At 72.5% G+C, this 22,075-nt stretch carries 22 protein-coding genes and 1 riboswitch; of the genes, 12 read left to right on the forward strand and 10 right to left on the reverse strand.

Going from position 1 to position 22,075, the window contains the following annotated elements; translation table 11 throughout:
* The first annotated feature begins 7 nt into the window (after positions 1–7).
* The 3 genes from PT931_RS17480 (at position 8) to PT931_RS17490 (ending at position 3,916) form a co-directional block, all read left to right on the forward strand.
* The gene (locus PT931_RS17480; RefSeq protein WP_456246788.1) at positions 8–700 is read left to right on the forward strand and encodes a response regulator transcription factor; all 693 of its coding nucleotides are present in this window, start codon (positions 8–10) and stop codon (positions 698–700) included.
* The gene (locus PT931_RS17485; protein WP_456246789.1) at positions 693–2,129 is read left to right on the forward strand and encodes a sensor histidine kinase; all 1,437 of its coding nucleotides are present in this window, start codon (positions 693–695) and stop codon (positions 2,127–2,129) included. Before PT931_RS17480 ends, PT931_RS17485 begins: the two co-directional genes overlap by 8 nt.
* 92 nt (positions 2,130–2,221) lie before the next feature.
* Positions 2,222–3,916 (forward strand): trypsin-like peptidase domain-containing protein, encoded by a 1,695-nt coding sequence (locus tag PT931_RS17490; protein WP_456246790.1) that lies wholly within the window; start codon positions 2,222–2,224, stop codon positions 3,914–3,916.
* A 144-nt stretch (positions 3,917–4,060) separates the two neighbouring features.
* On the opposite strand, the gene PT931_RS17495 is transcribed toward PT931_RS17490, so the two are convergent.
* Positions 4,061–5,629, reverse strand: a complete 1,569-nt coding sequence (locus PT931_RS17495) for an FGGY family carbohydrate kinase (protein ID WP_456246791.1) — start codon at positions 5,627–5,629, stop codon at positions 4,061–4,063.
* A 47-nt stretch (positions 5,630–5,676) separates the two neighbouring features.
* On the opposite strand from PT931_RS17495, the gene PT931_RS17500 reads away from it, so the two are divergent.
* Entirely contained in the window at positions 5,677–7,191 is a 1,515-nt protein-coding gene (locus PT931_RS17500; protein ID WP_456246792.1) for an alpha/beta fold hydrolase, read from the forward strand.
* Positions 7,188–7,604: a hypothetical protein gene (locus PT931_RS17505; RefSeq protein ID WP_456246793.1), complete on the forward strand. Its 417-nt coding sequence runs from the start codon at positions 7,188–7,190 to the stop codon at positions 7,602–7,604. Before PT931_RS17500 ends, PT931_RS17505 begins: the two co-directional genes overlap by 4 nt.
* A gap of 43 nt (positions 7,605–7,647) precedes the next feature.
* On the opposite strand, the gene lysX is transcribed toward PT931_RS17505, so the two are convergent.
* Positions 7,648–10,920 carry a bifunctional lysylphosphatidylglycerol synthetase/lysine--tRNA ligase LysX gene (gene lysX / locus PT931_RS17510; protein WP_456246794.1) on the reverse strand — a complete coding sequence of 1,091 codons (3,273 nt, stop codon included), beginning with the start codon at positions 10,918–10,920 and terminating at the stop codon, positions 7,648–7,650.
* Positions 10,921–11,022: 102 nt separating this feature from the next.
* On the opposite strand from lysX, the gene PT931_RS17515 reads away from it, so the two are divergent.
* A complete protein-coding gene (locus PT931_RS17515) occupies positions 11,023–11,742 on the forward strand; it encodes a TVP38/TMEM64 family protein (protein WP_456246795.1) in 720 nt (239 codons plus the stop codon).
* A gap of 30 nt (positions 11,743–11,772) precedes the next feature.
* Here PT931_RS17515 and PT931_RS17520 read toward each other — a convergent pair whose 3' ends face one another.
* Positions 11,773–11,985, reverse strand: a complete 213-nt coding sequence (locus PT931_RS17520) for a hypothetical protein (protein ID WP_456246796.1) — start codon at positions 11,983–11,985, stop codon at positions 11,773–11,775.
* Positions 11,986–12,003: 18 nt separating this feature from the next.
* Here PT931_RS17520 and PT931_RS17525 point away from each other — a divergent pair, with 18 nt between their 5' ends.
* Entirely contained in the window at positions 12,004–12,906 is a 903-nt protein-coding gene (locus PT931_RS17525) for an ABC transporter ATP-binding protein (RefSeq protein ID WP_456246797.1), read from the forward strand.
* Positions 12,903–13,955 carry an ABC transporter permease gene (locus PT931_RS17530; RefSeq protein ID WP_456246798.1) on the forward strand — a complete coding sequence of 351 codons (1,053 nt, stop codon included), beginning with the start codon at positions 12,903–12,905 and terminating at the stop codon, positions 13,953–13,955. Before PT931_RS17525 ends, PT931_RS17530 begins: the two co-directional genes overlap by 4 nt.
* On the opposite strand, the gene PT931_RS17535 is transcribed toward PT931_RS17530, so the two are convergent.
* The 4 genes from PT931_RS17535 to PT931_RS17550 all read right to left on the reverse strand — a co-directional run bounded on the left by PT931_RS17535 (position 13,936) and on the right by PT931_RS17550 (position 16,187).
* On the reverse strand, positions 13,936–14,115 hold the full coding sequence (locus tag PT931_RS17535; RefSeq protein ID WP_363728302.1) for a hypothetical protein: 180 nt from the start codon (positions 14,113–14,115) through the stop codon (positions 13,936–13,938). The genes PT931_RS17530 and PT931_RS17535 overlap by 20 nt on opposite strands.
* Before the next feature lie 52 nt (positions 14,116–14,167).
* Positions 14,168–14,554, reverse strand: a complete 387-nt coding sequence (locus PT931_RS17540) for an STAS domain-containing protein (RefSeq protein WP_363728303.1) — start codon at positions 14,552–14,554, stop codon at positions 14,168–14,170.
* A gap of 216 nt (positions 14,555–14,770) precedes the next feature.
* Complete coding sequence (locus tag PT931_RS17545) at positions 14,771–15,523, reverse strand: hypothetical protein (RefSeq protein WP_456246799.1); 753 nt, start codon at positions 15,521–15,523, stop codon at positions 14,771–14,773.
* Between the two features lie 10 nt (positions 15,524–15,533).
* A complete protein-coding gene (locus PT931_RS17550; RefSeq protein WP_456246800.1) occupies positions 15,534–16,187 on the reverse strand; it encodes a papain-like cysteine protease family protein in 654 nt (217 codons plus the stop codon).
* Positions 16,188–16,424: 237 nt separating this feature from the next.
* Between PT931_RS17550 and PT931_RS17555 the strand changes: the two genes are divergently transcribed.
* The 4 genes from PT931_RS17555 (at position 16,425) to PT931_RS17570 (ending at position 19,543) form a co-directional block, all read left to right on the forward strand.
* Positions 16,425–17,345, forward strand: a complete 921-nt coding sequence (locus tag PT931_RS17555) for a hypothetical protein (RefSeq protein WP_456246801.1) — start codon at positions 16,425–16,427, stop codon at positions 17,343–17,345.
* A gap of 60 nt (positions 17,346–17,405) precedes the next feature.
* A complete protein-coding gene (locus PT931_RS17560) occupies positions 17,406–17,906 on the forward strand; it encodes a SigE family RNA polymerase sigma factor (RefSeq protein WP_456246802.1) in 501 nt (166 codons plus the stop codon).
* The gene (locus PT931_RS17565; protein ID WP_456246803.1) at positions 17,903–18,982 is read left to right on the forward strand and encodes a hypothetical protein; all 1,080 of its coding nucleotides are present in this window, start codon (positions 17,903–17,905) and stop codon (positions 18,980–18,982) included. Before PT931_RS17560 ends, PT931_RS17565 begins: the two co-directional genes overlap by 4 nt.
* 114 nt (positions 18,983–19,096) lie before the next feature.
* Positions 19,097–19,543, forward strand: coding sequence for an SRPBCC family protein (locus PT931_RS17570; RefSeq protein ID WP_456246804.1), 447 nt, complete (start codon positions 19,097–19,099; stop codon positions 19,541–19,543).
* Positions 19,544–19,638: 95 nt separating this feature from the next.
* Here PT931_RS17570 and gcvH read toward each other — a convergent pair whose 3' ends face one another.
* From gcvH to PT931_RS17585, 3 genes are all read right to left on the reverse strand, one after another.
* Positions 19,639–19,995 carry a glycine cleavage system protein GcvH gene (gcvH, locus tag PT931_RS17575; protein WP_363728310.1) on the reverse strand — a complete coding sequence of 119 codons (357 nt, stop codon included), beginning with the start codon at positions 19,993–19,995 and terminating at the stop codon, positions 19,639–19,641.
* On the reverse strand, positions 19,992–21,071 hold the full coding sequence (gcvT, locus tag PT931_RS17580; protein WP_456246805.1) for a glycine cleavage system aminomethyltransferase GcvT: 1,080 nt from the start codon (positions 21,069–21,071) through the stop codon (positions 19,992–19,994). Before gcvT ends, gcvH begins: the two co-directional genes overlap by 4 nt.
* 120 nt (positions 21,072–21,191) lie before the next feature.
* Positions 21,192–21,281, reverse strand: a riboswitch (glycine riboswitch).
* A 238-nt stretch (positions 21,282–21,519) separates the two neighbouring features.
* Positions 21,520–21,885 (reverse strand): thioredoxin family protein, encoded by a 366-nt coding sequence (locus tag PT931_RS17585; protein ID WP_456246806.1) that lies wholly within the window; start codon positions 21,883–21,885, stop codon positions 21,520–21,522.
* Positions 21,886–22,075: the final 190 nt, after the last annotated feature.

Genomic DNA, 22,075 nt, shown 5'->3' on the forward strand with positions numbered 1-22,075 from the left:
TGGTGCTATGACCACGCCGGAGGCCCGCCTGCTCGTCGTCGAGGACGACCCGAACATCGTCGAGCTGCTGTCCGCCAGCCTGCGGTACGCGGGCTTCGACGTGGCCACCGCCATGAGCGGGGCCGACGCGATCACCACGGCCGGCGAGCACCGCCCCGACCTGGTGGTCCTCGACGTGATGCTCCCCGACTACGACGGCTTCGAGGTCATCCGGCGGATGCGCGCCGACGGCCGGCGGGTGCCGGTGGTGTTCCTGACCGCCCGGGACAACACCGACGACAAGATCCGCGGCCTGACCCTCGGCGGCGACGACTACGTGACGAAGCCGTTCAGCCTGGAGGAGCTCACCGCCCGGATCCGGGCCGTGCTGCGCCGTACCCAGGGCGCGGGTCCGACCGGCCGGCTGAGCTTCGGTGACCTGGAACTCGACGAGGAGACCCACGAGGTGTACCGGGCGGGCCAGCGCGTCTCGCTGTCCCCGACGGAGTTCAAGCTCCTGCGGTACCTCATGATCAACTCTGGTCGGGTGCTGTCCAAGCGGCAGATCCTCGAACACGTGTGGAACTACGACTTCCGCGGCGAGGACAACATCGTCGAGTCGTACATGTCCTACCTGCGCCGCAAGATCGACACGACGGAGCCCCGGATCCTGCACACGATCCGCGGCGTGGGGTACGTGCTGCGGGCCTCCGATGTTTGAGCGCGTCCCGCTACGCGTCAAGCTCGTCGCCGCCGTCCTCGGCCTGGTCGCCGCGGCGCTGCTCGTGATGGGCGTGGCCACGGTGACGGCCCTGCGCGGCTACCTCCTCGACCGGGTCGACACCCAGCTCAAGTCCGTCGCGGACCCGATCGACACCCAGGTCCGGCGCGGGGCCACGAAGCTGGGCTTCGACCCGCCGAGCGGGGTCCAGTCGTCGTTTTCGGTGCCGAACCCGTTCGTCGTGCAGCTGCGCGGGCCGGAGGGCAACGTGCTCGCCGAGTACCCCAGCGACCTGGACGTCGACGAGGGCCCCCGGCTCACGGCCGCCGACCTGGCCCGGCAGGACTACTTCATCGTCGACGGCTACGGCAGCCGCTGGCGGGTCGTCGTCGTGCCCGGCCCGGACCCCGGCCAGCGGGTCGTGATCGCCTCGACCCTGTCCGACCTGGACAACGCGGTCGCCCGGCTGATCTGGCTCGACCTGTTCGTCGGTACGGCGGTGCTGATGCTCGTCGCCCTGATCGGCGTGACCGTGGTCCGCCGCAGCCTGCGCCCGCTCGTCGAGATCGAGCGCACCGCCGGGGCCATCGCCGGGGGCGACCTCAGCCAGCGGGTGCCCGAGCGCGACCCGGGCACCGAGATCGGCCGGCTCGGCCGCGCCCTGAACGGCATGCTCGCCCAGATCGAGACGGCCTTCGCGGCCCGGGCGGCCTCGGAGCACCGGGCGCTGCGCTCGGAGGACCGGATGCGCCGGTTCGTGGCCGACGCCTCGCACGAGCTGCGCACCCCGCTGACCACGATCCGCGGCTTCGCGGAGCTGTACCGACAGGGGGCCGGCGAGCCCGAGCAGGTCGTCAAGCGGATCGAGGACGAGGCCGCCCGGATGGGCCTGCTCGTCGAGGACCTGCTGCTCCTGGCCCGGCTCGACCAGCAGCGGCCCCTCGCGCGGGAGCCCGTGCACCTGGACGTGCTGGTCGCCGACGCCGCCGAGGGCGCCCGCGCGCAGGCCCCGGACCGGGAGATCCTCCTGATGGTGGCCCCGGCCGCGGCCCCGGTGGTCGTGACCGGCGACGAGTCCCGGCTGCGCCAGGTGATCGGCAACCTGGTGACCAACGCGCTGACCCACACCCCGGCCGGCACCCCGGTCGCGGTCCGGCTGTCGACGGCGGACGGCCAGGCGGTCCTCGAGGTCGCCGACAGAGGCCCCGGCCTCACCCCGGAGCAGGGCGAACGCGTCTTCGAACGGTTCTACCGCGCGGACCCGGCCCGGAGCCGGCGGAGCGGGAGCACGGGCACCGGCCTGGGGCTGGCGATCGTCGCGGCCATCGTCGCCGCGCACAGCGGCACGGTCGAGGTGTCGTCGGCGGCGGGGGAGGGCGCGACGTTCAGGGTCCGGCTGCCGCTGGCCCCGCCCGACAGTACCGAATAGCTCAAAAGCACTGAAATGGGTTTAAAGCGCTCCCAGGAAACTTTCAGCTGGGGCCCAGGGGGATTCAAGCTTCGGAAGGCAGAGTGGTTTCCATGAGCAACGACGAGACCAACCGCGACCCGCAGTCGACGACGGTGAACCCGGCCCCGTCGACGCCCACCGACACCCCCGCCGCGACCCCGCACGTCGAGTCCGCGCCCGTGGCCACCCCGGCCGCCGGCACCGCACCGACCGTGGCCGTCCCGGCCGCCGCGCCCACCGAGGCGCTGGCCGTCACCCCCGAGCAGCTCGCCGACGCCGTCAGGGCCCAGGCCGAGCGCTCCGCAGCGCTCCGGGGTGACCTCGACCAGGGTGCCTACCAGGCCCCTGCCGAGGTCGCCCGGGAGACCAACCTCGGCCCGGACCAGGCGGCCCTGGTCGGCGAGATCCAGCCCGTGGCCGGCCACACCGCCCCGGGCCCCGGCGGACCGGCCCCGCAGAACCCCGCGACCCTGGGCTACGACGCCCCCGGCTACGACGCCCCGGCCCGCACCCAGGTCACCGCCGCGCTCCCGACCACCGGCCCGGTCCCGCCGCAGGCGCACCCGCACCACCCCCCGGTCTTCATGCCGGCCCCCGGCCAGCCCGGCGCCCCGCTCCCGATGGGCGGCCCCGCCGGCCCCGGCGGCCCGCCGTACTACCCGGGCGGGCACCCCATGCCGGCGTTCCAGCCCCAGCCGACCCCGCGCAAGAAGATGGGCGCGCTCCCCAAGATCCTGATCGGCACCGCCGCGGCCCTGGTGCTCTCCGTCAGCGCCGGCACGGTCGGTGGCCTGGTGGGCTTCGCGCTCGGCGACAGCAACGGCTCCAACGTCGTGGCCACGTCGAACGGCCGCGCGGTCACCAACGGCGGCACGCTCGCCGACGTGGCCGAGCAGGCCCAGAAGAGCGTCGTCGGCGTCAAGACCGGCACCGGCGAGGGCTCGGGCGTCGTGTTCAACAAGGACGGCTACATCGTCACGAACAACCACGTGATCGACGGCGCCCGGGGCCAGATCACGGTCACCCTGTCCGACGGCAAGACCGTGCCGGCCACCCTGGTCGGCGCCGACCCCACCAACGACCTCGCGGTCCTGAAGATCACCGGGGTCGACGGCCTCCAGCCGATCACGTTCGCCGACAGCGGCGACATCAAGGTCGGCGACGACGTCCTGGCGATCGGCAACCCGCTCGGCCTCGACGGCACGGTCACCAAGGGCATCCTGAGCGCCCGGAACCGCACGATCGACGAGGGCGGCGACAACGAGTCGCAGGGCCAGGGCAAGCGGCTCTCGGGCCTGCTCCAGACCGACGCGGCCATCAACCCCGGCAACTCCGGCGGCGCGCTCACCGACTCGGCCGGCCGGCTGATCGGCATCAACACGGCCATCGCCACCGGCGGCTCCGGCTCCAAGGGCAACATCGGTGTCGGATTCGCGATTCCGAGTAACAAGGTGAAGAGCGTCGTCGAACAGTTGATGAAGGGCGGCAAGGTCGGACACCCGTACATCGGCGTCCGCGTCGTCAACAGCACCACCCAGGCCGGCGCTGTCGTGGACAGCACCGAGGCCAACAGCCCGGCCGCCCAGGCCGGTCTGGTCAAGGGCGACCTGGTCACGGGGGTGAACGGCAAGTCGGTGAAGAACAGCGACGAGCTGGTCTCCGCGATCCAGTCGGGCAAACCGGGCGACAAGCTCACGCTGACGGTGGTCCGCGACGGCAAGAACGTCACGGTCACGGTCACGGTGGGCGAGAGCCCCACAGGCTGAACACGGTGAGGGGGTGTGCGGGCCGGGGTTGAGGGGCTTCGGGTCGCACACGAGGAAGCTGGGGCCTGTCCCCTGGTCGTTGAGGGGCGACCAGGAGACAGGCTTCAGCGCTTTCTCGACGGGTACGCGGGGGGCCGCGCCCGGCTAGTCCACCCAGTTCAGGGTCTTCGACACGGCCTTGCGCCACTGGGCGTACCGGGCCTCCCGCTCCTCGACCGCCAGCACGGGCGTCCACCGCGCGTCGGCCCGCCAGTTGGCGCGCAGTTCGTCCAGCGAGGACCAGAAGCCGACCGCCAGCCCGGCCGCGTACGCCGCCCCCAGGGCCGTGGTCTCCGGCACGGTCGGCCGCACCACCGGTACCCCGAGGATGTCCGCCTGGATCTGCATCATCAGCGAGTTCGCCGTCATGCCGCCGTCGACCCGCAGCTCGGTGAACGCCACCCCGGCGTCGCTGATCATCGCGTCGGCGACCTCCCGGGTCTGCCAGGCGGTGGCCTCCAGCGCGGCGCGGGCCAGGTGCGCCTTCGTCACGAACCGGGTCAGGCCCGCGATGACGCCGCGCGCGTCCAGCCGCCAGTGCGGGGCGTACAGCCCGGAGAAGGCCGGCACGAAGTACGCGCCGCCGGTGTCGGGGACGCTCGCGGCCAGCGGCTCGATCTCGTCGGCGGAGGAGATGAGTTCCAGGTTGTCCCGCAGCCACTGGACGAGCGCGCCGGTGATCGCGATGGACCCTTCGAGGGCGTACGTGGCCGGCTGGCCGTCGAGCTGGCACGCCACGGTGGTGAGCAGGCCCCGCCAGGAGTGCACCGGGGTCGTACCCGTGTTGAGCAGCAGGAAGCTGCCCGTGCCGTAGGTGTTCTTGCCCTCGCCGGGGGAGAAGCACGTCTGTCCGAACAGCGCGGCCTGCTGGTCGCCGAGCGCGGCGGCCACCGGCACCCCGGCGAGCTCCGGCAGCCCGGTGACCGGCCCGTACACGGCCGAGGACGGCACGATCTCCGGCAGCGCCGCCCGGGGCACGCCGATCGCGTCGAGGAGCAGCGGGTCCCAGTCCAGGGTGGTGAGGTTCATCAGCATCGTGCGGCTGGCGTTGGTGACGTCGGTGATGTGCCGCCCGGTGAGTTTCCAGAGCAACCACGAGTCGACGGTACCGAAGAGCACCTCGCCCTTCTCGGCGCGTTCGCGCAGGTCGAGGTGGTCGAGGAGCCAGCGCATCTTGGGGCCGGCGAAGTAGGTGGCCAGCGGGAGGCCGCACCGGTCCCGGAACCGGTCGAGCCCACCGGCCGGGCGCGGGGCCGCTCCGTGACCGGTCCTCGGCCCGGACGCCGGGCTGTCGGGCGCGGTCTGTCCGGAGGTCCGCGTCACCGGCCCGGGCGGCGCGGCGGCCAGTTCCCTGATCAGGGCGTCGGTGCGGGTGTCCTGCCAGACCAGGGCGTTGTGCAGCGGCTCGCCGGTCGCGGCGTCCCACACCACCGTGGTCTCCCGCTGGTTGGTGATGCCGAGCGCCACGACCTCGCCGTCCACCTGGGAGAGCGCGCCGGCCACGACGGCGGCCACCGACTCCCAGATCTCGGTCGGCGAGTGTTCGACCCAGCCGGCCCGGGGGTAGTGCTGGGTGATCTCCCGCTGGTCGACGGCCACCACCCGGCCGGACCGGTCGAAGAGGATGCACCGGGAGCTGGTCGTGCCCTGGTCGATCGCGGCGACGAAACGCATGGCCGAAATCTAACCCAACGCGTACGTGGGCGGTGAGAATGGGACGCGTGGCGACTGACGGGGGTCCGGGACGGCTCGCCGGCTGGGCGCTGGTGGTCGCGGGGTGCACGTACGCGGCGTGGGTGCTCGGGTTCTGGGTGAATCCCGGGGTGGACGCGCGGTCGGGCTACGTCAGCTCGTACGCGGCCACGGACCAGCCGCACCGCGCCCTCTTCATCTTCGGCGACTGCGCCACCGGGGTCCTCGTCGTCCTCGCCGTCCTCCTGGTCGCCGTGACCCGGGCCGGCGTGTGGAACCTGTGGGCCGTGGCCGGCTGGCTCGGCCTGGGCCTGTTCGGCGCGGGCACGGTCGCCGACTCGGTCCTCACCCTGGACTGCTCGCCGTACAGCGACGCGACGTGCGCGCTGCTCGAACGCTCCGGGCACGTCTCGCTCGCCCACGAGCTGCACGCGACCACGAGCAGCCTCGCGGTGACCGGCGCGTGCGTGAGCATGTTGGCCATGGCGCTGGCCTGGCGGCGGCGGTGGATCTGGGCCCTGGCGGCGGTCGAGCTGCTCGCCGTCGCGTTGTCGCTGGTCGCGATGCTGGCCGGCGACTGGATGGGGGTGGCCCAGCGGGTCCAGGTCGGGGTGGTGTCGGTCTGGCTGGTGGCCCTCGGCGCGATCCTCCTGACCCGGCCCCGCCCCGAGCAGACCCGACCACAGGAGGCGAGGATCAAACCCCACGGCGAGACGGGTACCGGCCTGCACGTCGTCGACGAGGGCGCCGGGGAGCCGGTGGTCGTGCTGGTCAGCGGACTAGGGGAGGCCTGGTTCGACTGGGACGCGGTGGCCGGGCGGCTCGACACCCGGGTGCTCCGGTTCGACCGGCCCGGCCTCGGACGGAGCGTGCCCGAGCCGGGGCCGTCCACCCTGCGCGCCGAGGCCGACCGGATCGCGGCGGTGTGCCCCGGGCCGGCCGTGGTCGTCGCGCACTCGCTGGGCGGGTTCCACGCGGAGGCCTTCGCCCGCTGGTACCCGGAGAAGGTTCTCGGTCTGGTCCTGGTCGACCCGAGCTGCGAACCGGAGATGAGCCGTCGGCCCGGCTGGTTGTCGTGGCCGCTGAGGGCCGTTCCGCCGGTGGTCAGCCTGCTCGCGGCCGGCCCGGCCCCCGCGCTCGGCCCGTGGGTCCGCAACCGCGCGGTCCGGGCCCAGACGGCCGCCGGGATCGCGCCGGGCAGCCCCGGACAGGTCCGCGAGGTGTTCGGCTCGGCCCGGGTGCTCGGCACCGCCGTCAAGGAACTCCTCGGATACCGGGACATGGCCGCCGAGCTGCTCGAACTGCGCGCGACGGCCGGGTTCCCGCCCGTGCCGGTGGTGGTGCTGACCGCGCTCGGCGACGTGTCCGGCCACGAGGCCGTCGAGTGGCGGGAGCGGCACGCGGCCCTCGCGGCGCTGCTCGGCGGGCGGCAGGAGGTGCTGACCGCCGCGCGGCACATGTTCCAGGTCGACCGGCCGGAGGTGGTGGCGGCGGCGGTCCGCGAGGTCACCCGGGCCGCGCGCCCGGACCGGGAGGCGCCGTGAGGGGCCCCGTGCGCGGCCCGGGAGGCATCGTCGGGCGCCCCGCGGCCGGAACGGGAGGTACCGGTCGGGCGGGCCCCGGGAGGCCCTGGCTGCTGCTCGTGCTGCCGCTGCTGCTGGCCGGCTGCACCGACCCCGCGACCACCATCGCCGAGGGCTCCTACCGCAACGCCGTCGCCCTCGGCGCGGGCCGGGTCCTGGCCGACCAGGGGGTGCACCTGACCCGGCGCCTGCACTGCGTCACCACCAGCCCCGACGACTGGCGCACCGTCCACACGGTGTGCACGGGGCGGGCGACGGACGGCCGGTCGGTCCGGGTCGAGGGCCTGGCGGAGCGCGCCGACACCGCCACCCCGGCGGAGCGCTACGCGATCTCGGTCGACGGCACGGTGCTGGTGCTGACGAACAGCCTGTGAGCGCCCGGGAGCCGGGCCCGGGCCGGGGAGTCGGGCCCCGGCCCTACCGCGCCCGCACCAGCGGGAACGCCAACGTCTCCCGGATCGACTTCCCGGTCAGCAGCATCACCAGCCGGTCCACCCCGAGCCCCAGTCCCCCCGTGGGCGGCATCGCGTACTCCAGCGCGGTCAGGAAGTCCTCGTCCACCTCCATCGCCTCCGGATCGCCCCCGGCGGCCAGCAGCGACTGCTCCGTCAACCGCCGCCGCTGCTCGATCGGGTCGACCAGCTCGGAGTACGCCGTGCCCAGCTCCGTCCCGTACGCCACCAGGTCCCAGCGCTCGGCGAGCCGGGGGTCGTCGCGGTGCGGCCGGGTCAGCGGAGACACCTCGGTCGGGAAGTCCGTGTAGAACGTCGGGGCGGTGGTGGGCTCCTCGACGAGCCGCTCGTACATCTCCAGCACGATCTGGCCCCGGTTCCACTGTGGATTCAGCGGCACCCGGGCGGCCTGGCACAGTTTGCGCAGCGCCGGTACCTCGGTGTCGGCGGTGACCTCCTCGCCCAGGGCGCGCGAGATCGCCGCGTTGACGGGGACGACCGGCCAGTCCCCGCCCAGGTCGTGGCCGCCCACGACGAGGGAGCCGTTCGCGGCGCGGCAGGCGTTCTGGATCAGGTCCTGGGCGAGTACCCGCATGATGGTGTAGTCGGCGTAGGCCTCGTACGCCTCCAGCATCGTGAACTCGGGGTTGTGCTTGTAGGACACGCCCTCGTTGCGGAAGGTCCGCCCCAGCTCGAACACCTTCTCCACGCCGCCGACCGCGAGCCGTTTGAGATACAGCTCGGGGGCGATCCGCAGGTACAGGTCCATGTCGTAGGCGTTCATGTGCGTCCGGAACGGCCGGGCGTTGGCCCCGCCGTGCACCGTCTGCAGCATGGGCGTCTCGACCTCCAGGTACCCCTGGCCGATCAGCGTGGTCCGCAGGCTGTGCACGGCCGCGCTCCGGGCGGTGAGGACCGCGCGGGTCCCGGCGTTGACGGCCAGGTCCAGGTAGCGCTGCCGGACCGCCGCCTCGCCGCCCAGCCCGTGCCGCTTGTCGGGCAGCGGGCGCAGGCACTTGGCGGTCAGGGTCCAGTCCTCGACCCGCACGGACAGCTCACCGCGCCGGGAGGCGACGATCTCGCCGGTGACCCCGACGTGGTCGCCCAGGTCGATGTCGGTGCCCCAGGTGCCGATCGCGGAGCCGGTGAGCAGCAGCTGCACGTCGCCGGTCCAGTCCCGCAGCCGGGCGAAGCACACCCCGCCGTGGTCGCGGAGCAGCAGCACCCGGCCGGCGAGGGAGACCCGTTCCCCGGTGGCGGTGTCGGGGGCCAGACCCGGGAACCTGGTCACCACGTCGGCGCAGGTCGCGGTCCGGTCGTATCCCAGCGGGTACGGTTCCCGGCCCTCCCCGCGCAGCCGCTCCAGCTTCGCGATCCGGACCAGGGTCTGCTCGCCGTACACGGGACCGCCGACGGTCTGGCGGACGACGGCCGGCGGGATGTCGTGCACGTCCCGCTCGGCGGTGACGTCGCGCCGCCCCCGGTTGAACAGCTGCGGCAGGCTCGGCACGGTCACGAAGCCCTCGGCGATGCCGAACGCGATCGAGATCCGGATCAGTTCGCGGCGCTCGGCGAAGCACACGAAGCGCGGCAGCCACTCCGGGTGGTACTTGGCGTTGGACCGGTACAGCGACTCCAGCTGGTACCACCGGGAGAAGAACAGCAGCGTCTTGCGCCACAGCAGCAGTACCGGGCCCGCGCCGATCCGGCCGCCCTCGTCGAACACGGAGCGGAACATCGCGAAGTTCAGCGACACCCGGTCCACGCCGAGCCCCGGGCAGGCCGCCATCAGCGAGGCCACCATGAACTCCATCAGCCCGTTGTCGGCCCCGCGGTCCCGGCGCATCAGGTCCAGGGACAGGCCGCGCGCCCCCCACGGGCTCAGCGACAGCAGGGCCGTCTCGTTGCCCTCGGCGTCCAGGCACTCGACGAGGACGCACCGGTTGTCGGCCGGGTCGCCCAGCCGGCCGAGCGCCATCGAGAAGCCGCGCTCGGTCTCCGTGTCCCGCCACTGCGCGGCCAGGGTGACGATCCGGACCATCTCCTCGGCGGAGATGTCGGCGTGCCGGCGGATCCGGGCGGTGTGCCCGGCGCGTTCCACCCGGTTCACGGCCTGCCGGACGACCCGCATGTCCCGGCCGTCCAGGCTGAACCGGGACGCGTACAGGATCGCCTCGTCGCCGAGCTCCAGAACCCGCAGCCCCGCGCGCTTGTACGCGGTCGCGCCCTCCTCGCTGGCCCCCATCACGGCCGTGGCCCAGCCGTGCGCCTCGGCCTCGGCGAGCCACTCCTCGATCGCGTGCCCCCACGCCTCGGGGTCCCCGATCGGGTCGGCGCTGGCCAGGGACACCCCGGCGACCACCCGGTAGGTGACCGCCGCCTTGCCGCTGGGCGAGAAGATCGCCACCTTGTCGCGCCGGGTGGCGAAGTAGCCGAGGGAGTCGCGTTCGCCGTGCTCGGCGAGGAGTTGGCGGAGCCGGCGTTCGTCCTCGGCGGGCAGCACCGCGGCGGCCCGTTGCGAGCGGAACAGGGTGAACAGGGCCGCGAACAGCGCGACCGCGCCGAACAGGCCGACCGTGAAGTTGACCCAGCCGGGCGCGCCGCCGGTCCGGGCGATGTCGAGTTTGACCGCCCCGCCGAACACCTTCTCCATGGTCCAGCTGAACCGGTACCGGCCGCCCTCCAGGGTGCCGGGGAAGGCCGTGACCAGCGCGTATCCGGCGCCGGTGAACAGGACCGCGAGTGCGCCGAAGACGACGATGGCCTTGCGCAGGCTGGCGGTCTGCACGCTCGCGTAGAACTGGTGCTTGGCCCGGGTCAGCACGAGCACCGCGACCGTGGCGAGCAGGGCGTTGACCGCCGTCGCGTAGGGCAGGTAGGTCGGGACCGGGCCGACGTCGGACGGCTCCTGGTACCGGTAGTACAGCATCAGCGCGCCGAGGAACGCGTCCAGCACGATCTGGAGCGCGAAGTAGCCGAGCAGCAGCCAGTACGCGACCCGCTTACGCCGGGACACCGCCGCGGCGAGCACCCCGATGAACAGCGCGTACGCCAGGTTGGGCGGCGCCGGGACGAAGACGCGTTCGATCGTCTGCCGGACGCCGTACACCCGTTCGCGGAGGACCAGGCTGAGCGCCATGAGCGCGCAGAGCACCGCGAGCACGGTGAGTATGGTCGCGAACACGCTTGGCACACTGCGGGTCCAGCCGGAGCGATTCTCCTCGGCCTGGGTTGCCACAATCCCCCCGAAAAGTAAGGGTCAGGTGAAGTCTGGTCAGCGTTCAAGGTACTGGTCCGGCCGTGCCCGAGCGTGCTCCGGGTCGCCGGCTACCGTGGGTCCATGCAGCTGTTACGCCGCCCGGCAGCCCGGTTTGTCCTCCTTCTGGCAGGACTGGCCGTGCTGGGCGGGCTCGTCGCACTGTACGGCCCGCCGGACGTCGCCGCGATCGACGCGTTCATCGCCGGCAGCGGCCGGGCCGCCCCGCTCGTCGCCGTCCTCGGCTCCATGGTCCTCACCCTCGCGATGGTGCCCCGCACCGTGCTGGCCTTCGTCGGCGGCCTGCTGTTCGGCGCCCTGCCCGGCGGCCTCTACGTCCTCGTCGGCGCCCTGCTCGGCGCGAGCGTCGGCTTCGCGGCCGGCCGGCTGCTCGGGCGCGACTTCGTGGCCGCCCGCACGGCGTCCCGCGAGGACGGCCGGCTCGCCCGCCTGGACGCCTGGCTCGGCCGGCGCGGCGTGTTCGGGGTGCTCGCCGTCCGTCTGGTGCCCCTGGCCCCGTACGGGCTGATGAGCTACGCGTTCGGCACCACCGGTACCCGGTTCCGCGACTTCCTCGCCGGCAGCGCGCTGGGCGCCACCCCGACCAGCCTCGGGTACGCGGCGGTGGGCGCCGCCGCCCTCACCGCCAGCCCCACCGCGCTGGCCGTCGGGGCCGGCGCGCTGGGCCTGCTGATGCTCGGCGGCACCTGGGCGGCCGGCTGGGCCCGCACCCGGCTCGGGGCGCCGACGCTCACGTCGGCCGACGCCGAGCAGGCCCCCGCGGGAGCCCCCGCCGGCACCTGAGCGGACCCCGGCCCCGAGCCGAACCGGGGGTCACTCCCGCCGCAGCTCCACCCCGCCCGTGATCGACAACGCCTCCAGCAGCTCCACGAGGTCGACGGCGGTCAGGCCGAGCACCTTGACGGACACCACCCGGTGCGTCGGATAGTCGCTGGTGGGCGAGCCGTCGCCCAGGATGATGACGGGGTTCGTCGCGACCAGCGTCGGATACAGCTGCGGCCGATCCACGTACTCGATGTTGACCATGCGCTCTAGAGTAATTCCATGGCCCAGACCATCGAGGTCCACGAGATCAGCAAGCACTACAAGGATGTCCGGGCCGTCGATGGCGTGTCCTTCGCCGTCGAGGAGGGCGAGTTCTTCGGCATCCTCGGCCCCAACGGGGCGGGCAAGACCACCACACTGGAGATCATCGAGGGGCTGCGGGCCGCCGACTCCGGCACGGTGAAGGTGTTCGGCGAGTCCCCGTGGCCGCGCAACCCGAAGCTGCTGCCCCGGATCGGGGTCCAGTTGCAGGCCACGGCCTTCTTCGACCGGCAGACCACCCGCGAGCAGATCCGGACCTTCGCCGCGCTGTACGGGGTGCCCGGCAAACGCGCCGACGCCATGCTGGAGACCGTCGGGCTGGCCGAGAAGGCCGACGTGCGCACCGAGAAGCTGTCCGGCGGCCAGATGCAGCGGCTGTCGATCGCGTGCGCCCTCGTCCACGACCCGGACCTGGTGTTCCTCGACGAACCCACGGCGGCGCTGGACCCGCAGGCCCGCCGCAACCTGTGGGACCTGCTGCGCGCCATCAACGCCCAGGGCCGCACCGTCGTGCTGACCACGCACTACATGGACGAGGCCGAGATCCTCTGCGACCGGGTGGCGGTCATGGACCACGGGAAGATCCTGGAACTGGGGCCACCGGCCGCGTTGATCAGCGACCTGGACAGCCCGACCCGGATCACGATCGAGTCGGGGCTGCTCACCGAGGCCGCGGCCGGCCGACTGCCCGACGTGGACCGGGTCGCCGACGACGGGGTGACGCTCACCCTGGAGACCCGCCAACCGGCGGGCGTTCTGGTGGCGCTGGCCGAGCGCGACGCGCTGCGCGGTCTCCAGGCGCGCGGCGCGACCCTGGAGGACGTGTTCCTCAACCTCACCGGACGGGAGTACCGGGCGTGAAGGGCAGTTTCGCGGCACTCTCCGGCGCCATGGTCCGCGCGTTCGTGCGCGACCGCACCGCCATGTTCTTCACCCTGCTCTTCCCGCTGATGTTCCTCGTCGTCTTCGGCGGGATCTTCAAGGACGCCGGGGTGTCGAAGTCCAGGGTGATCGAGATCGGCCAGGTGTCGATCCTGGACAACGCGCCGGCCGGGGCCTTCGACGAGGTCCTGGAGATCTCGCGGCAGACCGACCGGGCGAAGGCCCTCGAAGCCGTCCGGCAGGGCGACTACGCGGCGGCCATCGAGGCCGACGGCGACCGGCTCGTCGTGCACTACTCGGCTGCCGACCAGGTCCGGGCCGGGGTCGTGCGGGGCGTGCTCCAGTCCGTGGTGGACGCCGCGAACCGGGACGGCGCCCCGCTGCGGTTCACCCTCGCGACCGAGCAGGTGGAGGACAGGTCCCTCAAGGCGATCCAGTACTTCACGCCGGGGCTGCTGTCCTGGGCCATCTCGATCGGCGCGACGTTCAGCGCCGGGCTGACCCTGGTGGAGTGGCGGCAGAAGAAGATCCTCCGCCGGCTGCGGCTGGCCCCGGTGCGCACGGCCACCATCGTCGGCGCCCGGGTCTCGGTGAGCGCGCTGGTCGCCCTGGCCCAGTTGGCCGTCTTCATCGGCGTCGCCTCGCTGCCCTACTTCGGGCTGCGGCTCGCCCACAACTGGTGGCTGGCGGTCCCGATGGTGCTGTGCGGGACGCTGGCGTTCATGTCGATCGGGCTGGTCGCGGGCGCCGTGGCGAAGACGGCCGAGTCGGCGAACGCGATCGTGCAGCTGATCGTCATGCCGATGGCGTTCCTGTCCGGGGCGTTCTTCCCGCTGGACAACGCGCCCGGCTGGCTGAAGAGCGTGTCGAACCTGCTACCCATGCGGCACCTGGTCACCGGCCTGCAGGACGCGCTGGTCCGGGACGGGTCGATCGCCAGCGTGCTGACCCCGATGGGCATCCTGCTCGGCTTCGCCGTGGTGCTCACCGCGGTGGCGACCCGGCTCTTCAGGTGGGACGACGTCTGATCCGCTCCTCGACCGCCAGGAGGCCGGCGCGCAACGTGTCGGCCGCCTCGGTGGACCGGCCCTGCGCGAGCAGGTCGTCCGCCAACTGTCGATAGTGGCGGGCCAGTTCCAGGGGAACGGCGCCGCCATCGACGCTGCTGGTGCCCCCGCCGACTGACATGGCTTGAGTGTACGGAAGTTGGCGCCTCAGTAAAGAGGTCAGTTTTCGATGGCTAGACGGCTGAATCTTCCGCCCGGTCGGCGAGTGTGGACCGGGAACGGGGCACGAGCTGGGTGGCCGGGGGCGCCGGCGGGCAGAGCAGGTCGCGGACGCCGACGGCGGTGAGCACCCGGTCGACGAGCGCGTTCTGGTTGTACACCGAGAAATCGATGCCCATCTGGCGACTGATCCGGTACGCCACGACGAGGATGCCGATGCCCGTGGAGTCCAGCAGGGTCACCCGGGCGAGGTCGACCCGGATCCGGGTGGGACCCAGCTGGTCGATGGCCTCGGAGATGGCGGCGCGCAGGTCAGGGGCCGTCGCGTAGTCGATCTCACCGGAGACGGTGACCACAATCTGCCGACCGCCGAGGTCAGCAACGTCGACCGCAAACGTCATCCCGTGCTCCCCGGGCGTTGAGGGTGTGTCTTTGTTCAGCCACACCAGCGTAGCCTCGGTATGGGCAAACGCGCCCGTTACCGCTCCGACAGCCACGATCATGCCAGTCAGGGCGCGGATATACCAGTCGGGAATCGTATATTACGCACTTTCCATAAAAATAGGTCCTGCCCGGACGGCGGGAACATACCGTCGTCCGGGCGGGAACCTTCGTTTCTACTGCCTGCGCAGGCGGGGGGCGAACACGACCAGCCCGAGCGCGGCCAGCGCCACGAGCCACGGCCACGTCGGGGAACCGTCCCCGGCAGACTCGCCGTAACCGCCGGCCTTGCCCGCCTTGTCATAGGCGGAGCCCGGCAGCTTGTCGGCGTAGCGCTTGTTCACGAGCTTCTGGTACGCGGCCAGGCTCACGCCCTCGCCGACCGAGGTGCGCGCGTCGGCGTTGAGCGGGGTGACCCGGTCGCCGCGGAGCACGTACCACGCGTTGATCTGGGGCTCCTTGAACACGGTGCCGCCGGTGCCCGCCAGGGCGTAGTCGACCTCCTCGCTGCCCTCGGCGATGTTCACCACCGTCCACGCGCCGCCCTGCTTCGCCGTCCACACCGAGGCGGACCGGCCGTCGCTGGCCACCGCCTTCGTCGCGATCATGTCGGTGACCGCCACGGCCGCCGACGCGGACTTCACGAAGGCCGGGTTCAGCGAGTACACCGCCACCGGGTCCCCGACGACGCGGGGCGCGGCCGCCGTGGCCCGCGCGGCCAGGTCAGCCGGAGCGACCCCCTGCGGGTTCTGGCCGTTGGAGGCGAAGAACCGGCCGACCTCCGACAGGCTCACCGAGGTGGCCTGCCGGGCCGCCGCGAGGTCCGCGGTCGAGGGGGCCGCCACGCCGGGCGCCGCCGAGGCGGGGCTCGCGATCAGGAGGGCCAGGGTGGCGCCTGCTCCCACCAGTACCAGTCTGGGCATGTTCATGGTGTTCACCTCACAGGCCGATCTGGTAGAGGGAGTGGGTCCAGAAGAACGAGTTGTTGTTGACGTAGTAGCTGTGGGTGCCCCAGTTGTAGCGGGTGCTCGAACCCCACGGGTTGCCCCAGTAGACCCAGCTGCTGGCCGTGTCGTAGCCGTAGATGTCCATCATGTGGCCACCGCCGGACTGCCACTCGATCCGCGTCATGACCGGCCGGTTGGCGTTGATCTCGGTCTGGACGGTGCTGTAGTTCAGCCAGCCCGACACGTACCGGCCCGGCCGGATCCCGATCTGGCTGAACGCGGTCTGGTCGTTGCCGAGGGTCGCCTGGTTGTTCGGGCAGCTCGAGTTCATCGACCGGTTGAACGCCAGGTTGCAGAACTGGTTCTGGCTGTAGCTGTAGCCGTAGAACGCGGCCACGGTGTTGCCGGACGCCGCCCAGCACCAGTTCGAGTACTGCTGGGCCTGCATCGTGATGTTCAACCGCTTCGACGCCAGCGCCGCGCCCACCACGGAGGTGGACTGGCCGGCCGCGGCGGCGGGGGCCGCCGCGCTGCCGGACGACGTGGCCGCTGAGGCTGCTGAGGGAACAGCCACCGCCGCCAGGAGTGCCACCGACAGCGCCGCCGCACGTGCCCACTGTGTGGGACCGCGGGTCAGGGAATTCATATCCGCTCCTTGAGGGGTAGGAGAAGTGCCGTTCGCACACGATCTCCCCGCCGGGCCCCGGAGACAACAGCCCAGCGTCAACCAGCGGGAACTCAGTGAATTGGGCACGCTCAGGGGTGGCTTTCAGGTGACAGGGCTGTGAACATTCACAGATAGCGACGCACGGACGGCCACCCCCTCGGCCGTCCGGCGGAGCCAACTGTCGAACGACTCACCCCTGACGCTGGGGAGGCGCACATGGGGCGTGATGACCTGACGGCGGTGCTGCGGAGTGGTCCCTTCCACCTCGCGCTGCGCGCCGCCATCGAGGCCCGGGGCCTCGCGCTGCAGAGGATCCAGTTCCGGCTGGCCGAACAGGGCCTGCACGTGGGCGTCGCGACCCTGAGCTACTGGCAGCAGGGCCGCCGGCGACCCGAGCGGCAGGACTCCCTGCGGGCCGTCACGGCGCTGGAGGAGATCCTCGGCCTGCCGCCGGCCGCGCTGACCGTGCTCCTCGGTCCGCCGCGCCCCCGGGGCCGGGGAGTGGGCCTGCCGCCGGGCGCCCGGCGGTACGCGGAGCTGATCTCGCCCGTGTCCGCCCTCGACCGGATGCTCGCCGAACTGGACAGCCCGGCCGACGGCAGGCTGCACACGGTCAGCCTGTTCGAGGACATCGACATCGGGGCGGACCGGTCCGGGCTGCGCCGGCGATGTCTGCACGTCGTGAAGGCGCATCAGGAGGTTGACCGGTATGTCACGATTTTCCAGGGGGACGAGGGCTGCGACCCGTTCCTGATCGAGGTCGTCCCCCTCGCGAACTGCCGCCTCGGCCGGACCCGCCGCGACGTGGCCTCCGGCATCGTGGTCGCCGAACTGCTGTTCGACCGGACCCTGCGGATCGACGAGACCCACATCCTGGAGTACGAGTACCGCGACGCCAGCGGGGTCGAGTGCCGTGACTACCACCGGGGGGTCAGGTTCCCCACCGGGCAGCTCACCGTGCAGGTCCGGTTCGCGCCCGAGGTGATGCCGGTGCGGTGCTACCGGTACAACCAGCGGTATCTCAACGGGCCGGACATCGAGCGCACCGAGCTCACCGTGACCGGACACCGGACGATCCACCTGATCGCCACGGAGGTGCCGCCGGGCATCGTGGGGATCCGGTGGGACTGGGAGTAAACAGAACGGCGGGGCCGCGGCGTTCTCCTCTCTGACACACCGAGCGGAGAGGACCTGCGGGTGACGTTCGAGGAGTACGTGACGGCCAGGGGACCGGGGTTGGTCCGGCTGGCCAGGCTGCTGTGCGGGGACCCGCACCGGGCCGAGGACCTGGTGCAGGACGTGTTGGCCAAGGCGTACGCGCGGTGGCGGAAGATCTCCGGCACCGAGCGGCCCGACCTGTACGTGCGCCAGATGCTGGTCAACCAGAACCGGTCCTGGTGGCGGCTCGGCCGCAACCGGGAACTGGCCGTGTCCGAACCCGCGGCGACCGCGACCGTGGCCGGCGCCGAGTCCGGAGTGGTCGAACGGGACGCGTTGTGGCGCATGGTGCTGAGCCTGCCCCAGCGGCAGCGCGCCGTGCTGGTGCTGCGCTTCTACGAGGACCTCGACGACGCCGCCATCGCGGAGATCCTCGACGTGTCGCCCGTGACGGTCCGCACCCACGCGATGCGGGCCCTGGCCCGACTCCGCGAGCTCCACGCGCCGGAGCTGGCGCCCAGTACAGGAGGACAGCAGTGAGCATTGAGGAGAAGCTGGCCGAGACCCTCGCGGTGCGTGCCGAGGGGGAGGTCGACACGGGGGCGCTGCTGACCCGCTCGACGGCCCGCGGCAGGGCGCTCCGACTCCGCAGGCGGGCGGGGATCGCGCTCGCGGCGGTGGCCGTCCTGGGGGTGGCGGTCGCCGTACCCGTCGCGGTGTGGCCCTCGGAGCGGCCGCGCGGTCAGTTCGCGGTCCCCGGGACCACGGCCGCGTCCCCACCGGCCATCCTGAACGTGCTCCAGCCGCCGCTCCTGCCGGCGGCCCCGGGCCCGAGCGCGGCGGACGACCCGGCGGTCGTGGGCAGCGACGCGAACCTGTTGCACCTGACCTTCGACCCGGTGCTGCTGGCCCCCGGGAGGTCCGGGGTCGCCGCCGTCGCGTCCTGGGCGAGCCGGACGGGCATCGAGAACGTGTTCCTGGAGTCGCTGGACGTGAACTTCAAGGCCGGGGCCGCCGCGGAGCAGGAGGACCTGGGCTCCAACCTCACCCCCGTCCGCGATGTCGCGGTGCGCGGCCGGCCCGGGAAGCTGTACTCCGGCCCGGGGAGCGGCGGGGGCCGGGTCCGGTTCGCGCTGCGCTGGGAGCCGGCGCCCGGGGTGGTGGTCGTCGGGACGAACCGCAACGACGCCACGGACGCGGACCTGCTGGCGGCGGCCCAGGCGCTGCGGGTCGACCGGGTCACCCGGTGCGCCTCGACGTTCGGCACCACCGGCCTGCCGGCGGGCATCCGGTTGACCGGCTGCTACATCAACTCCGACTCCCGGGGGCCGACGCCGACCGGTCAGTTGACGTACACCGGCGCCGACGGTTCGGTCCTGCAGATCCGGGACAACGACGGCGTCCCGGCGGGCCAGAACGGCACCCAGGGCGACGAGGCGCCCAACACCACGGCCGCCAGCCGGCCGGCCTACTGGGGCCCCGGCGGCCAGCAGGGCACCGAGGGTTCGGTCCTGATCGTGCCGGACTGGAACGGTCGCAAGGTCAGCATCCTGGTCAACGGCTCCTACGGGCGCGCGGACGCGGACCGGGCGATGGCGGCGATGACCTGGTCCTGAGACGCACCGGCCCGTTCCGGCTCCCTGGTGAGCGGGCGCGGGCCGGTGCGTCCCGGCCGGAAGTCGGCGCGCGGTGGGGCCGGTGGAACCGGTTCGGGGGCATAGGGTCGAGGTATGACAGCGCAGGTCACGGCCAGGACGACCATCAGAGCCACCCCCGAGCGGGTGTACGCGGCCCTGGTCGACTGGGAGTCCCAGGGCAGCTGGATCCCGCTGACCACGGTCCGGGTCACCGAGGGCGACGGCGGGGTGGGCAGCCTCGTCGAGGCGGTCACCGGGCTGGGTCCGGCCCGGTTCGTGGACGTGATGCGGGTCGAGGAGCTGGAGCCGCCGTACTCGATCAGGGTCCTGCACGTGGGGAAGCTCGTGCGCGGGCCCGGGGTGTTCCGGTGCGTGCGGCGCGCGGACGGGGCCACGGACCTGGAGTGGCGGGAATGGCTCGAGCTGCCCGGCGGGAGGGCCGGGCAGCTCGGATGGCCGCTGGTCAGGCCGGGGGCGGCGGCGTCCCTGCGGTGGGGGTTGCGCCGCCTGGCCCGGCGGTTGGAGACCAGCTCCTGGTAGTGCGGCCCGGGACCGTGCGGTGCGGCCCGGGACCGTCCGGGCGGGTCCGGCGGTGGCGCCGCGCGGTGCCCGGCCCGGCGGCAGAGTGGGCCGGATCAGGCCGTGATGAGCGCCTGGTACGCCTCCTCGGTGAGCAGCTCGCCCGCCTCGGTGACCGCCACGGAGAACAGCCAGCCCGCGCCCTGCGGGTCCGAGTTGATCAGGGACGGGTCGGCCACGACGGCCTCGTTGCGGGCCACGACGGTGCCGGTGACCGGGGCGTACAGCTCGCTGACGGACTTGGTGGACTCCAGCTCGCCGCAGGTCTCGCCGGCCTTCAGCTCGGTACCCGGCTCGGGGAGCTCCACGTAGACGATGTCGCCGAGGGCCTCCGCCGCGTACGCGGTGATGCCGACGGTCGCCGGCTCCTCGCCGGTGATCCACTCGTGCTCGGCGGTGTAGGACAGGCTCACGACGTGCTCCTTCGGTAGAACGGTAGGGCAGACAGCTCGACGGGTTCGAGGCTGCCTCGCACGTCCACGGCCAGCGGCGCGTTGACGGTCGACACGTAGGCCATCGCGATGGGACGGCGCAGGACGGGGGACGTGGCCCCGGAGGTGACGGTGCCCAGCCGCTCGCCGGTGCGCAGGTCCACGACGGGCTGGCCGGCGCGCAGGACCCGGCGGCCGGCGGAGACCAGACCCACGAGACGACGGGTACGGGGCGCCTCGGCGGCGGCGGTGAGCGCGGCCCGGCCCACGAAGTCGTCGGGCTTGTCGAGCCGGACCACCCGGCCGAGCCCGGCGTCGTAGGGCGTGGTGTCGGGGTTGAGCTCGTGCCCGTACAGCGGCATGCCGGCCTCCAGGCGGAGCGTGTCCCGGCAGGCCAGCCCCGCCGACCGCAGCCCGTGCGGCTCACCGGTCGTGGTCAGCGCCCACCACACGGCGGACGCGTGCTCGGCGGGCACGTACAGCTCGAAGCCGTCCTCGCCGGTGTACCCGGTCCGGGCCACCCACAGCGGGATCCCGTTGATCGAGCCGGGGGTGATCGCGTAGTACGGCAGACCGCCGAGGTGCGCGTCGCAGATCAGGGCGAGGATCCCGGCGGCGCTCGGCCCCTGGATCGCGATCAGCGACCGGTCGAGCCGGACGAGGTCGGCCCGGAACCCGGCGAGCCGCACCGACAGCGCGTCGGCCACCACAGCCGTGCTGCCCGCGTTGGCCACCACCAGGTAGCGGTCCTCGGCGAGCCGGTAGCAGATCAGGTCGTCGAGGATGCCCCCGTCGGACTGGCACAGCAGCGTGTACCGGGCCTGGCCGACGTCCAGCTCCGACAGCCGGCCGACGAGCGCGTAGTCCAGCGCGGCGGCGGACTCGGGCCCGATGACCTCGAACTGGCCCATGTGACCGAGGTCGAACAGCCCGGCGGCGCTGCGCACGGCGAGGTGCTCGGCGCTCTCGCTGCCGTACCGCAGGGGCATGCGCCAGCCCGCGTAGTCGGTCAGGGTCGCGCCCAGGGCGAGGTGGTGCTCGTACAGTGCGGTGCGCACAGGAGGCTCCCAGGGTGGAGTGGGTGGGCCTCCCCCTCTGTCATCGGAACCTGAGAGCTTCACCGCCGTGGTGGGCGGCTTGCACCGTGGGTGAGCCTCGCGGCTGCTTTCCAGAGTTGCCTAACCCGGGCGGTACGTGGGCCTGAGAGTGTGCGGGGAGTCTTGCTCCTTCGGCGTGACCTCGAAGGTCAGCTCTCCCGCCGGGATCAATGGCGTGTGCAGTTGTGCCGTGAGAGTAGGCGGGAGCGGCGCGAACGGTCAAGGTCAGGGCCAGATGGCGGGACCCGGCGAGGGCCGGGGGCCGGGACCCGGCTGGCGCAAAAGGGGCGGTGGCGCCCGGAAGGTGCGCGGGAGGGCGGCGGTGCCTGGGAGGCGCGCTGCCCTGGAGTACCCGTCAAAGGTCTTGGGCCCCCACGACGGTCGCGGGGGCCCAACGCACACGGGCGGATCAGGCGGACTCCTCCGCCTGCGCGCGCAGCTTGTCCATGTCCAGCTCCCGCGCCTTCTGCAGCAGCAGGTCGAACTGCGACGGGCTCAGCGCGCCCGGCTCGGAGTGCACGATCGCCTTGTCGCGGATGATCATCAGGGTCGGGATCGACTGGATCTGGAACGACGCGGCCAGCTCCTGCTCGGCCTCCGTGTCGATCTTGCCGAACACGATGCCGTCGTTGGCCTCGGCACCCGAAGCCGCCTCGAACGTCGGCGCGAACCGGACGCACGGCCCGCACCAGGCGGCCCAGAAGTCCAGCACGAGGAAGTCGTGCTGCGAGACCAGCTCGTTGAAGTTGTCCTTGGTGACTGTGATCGTCGCCACTTTCTCTCCTTGGGTCGGCGCGGGGCGTCACTGGGAAAACGCTGGCGGGGGCGCGCCTGTTCCCCATCCGACATGTCCGTTGATCAAGAGACAAATTCGTTGAGAGCACACAGCCTGTGCGACCCTGATTCACCTCGGGATGGCTGAATGATCCCTGTCGTCGTCGGGCGGCGCATGGTTCCCGTGGAGG

This window comes from Longispora urticae, assembly GCF_053902585.1.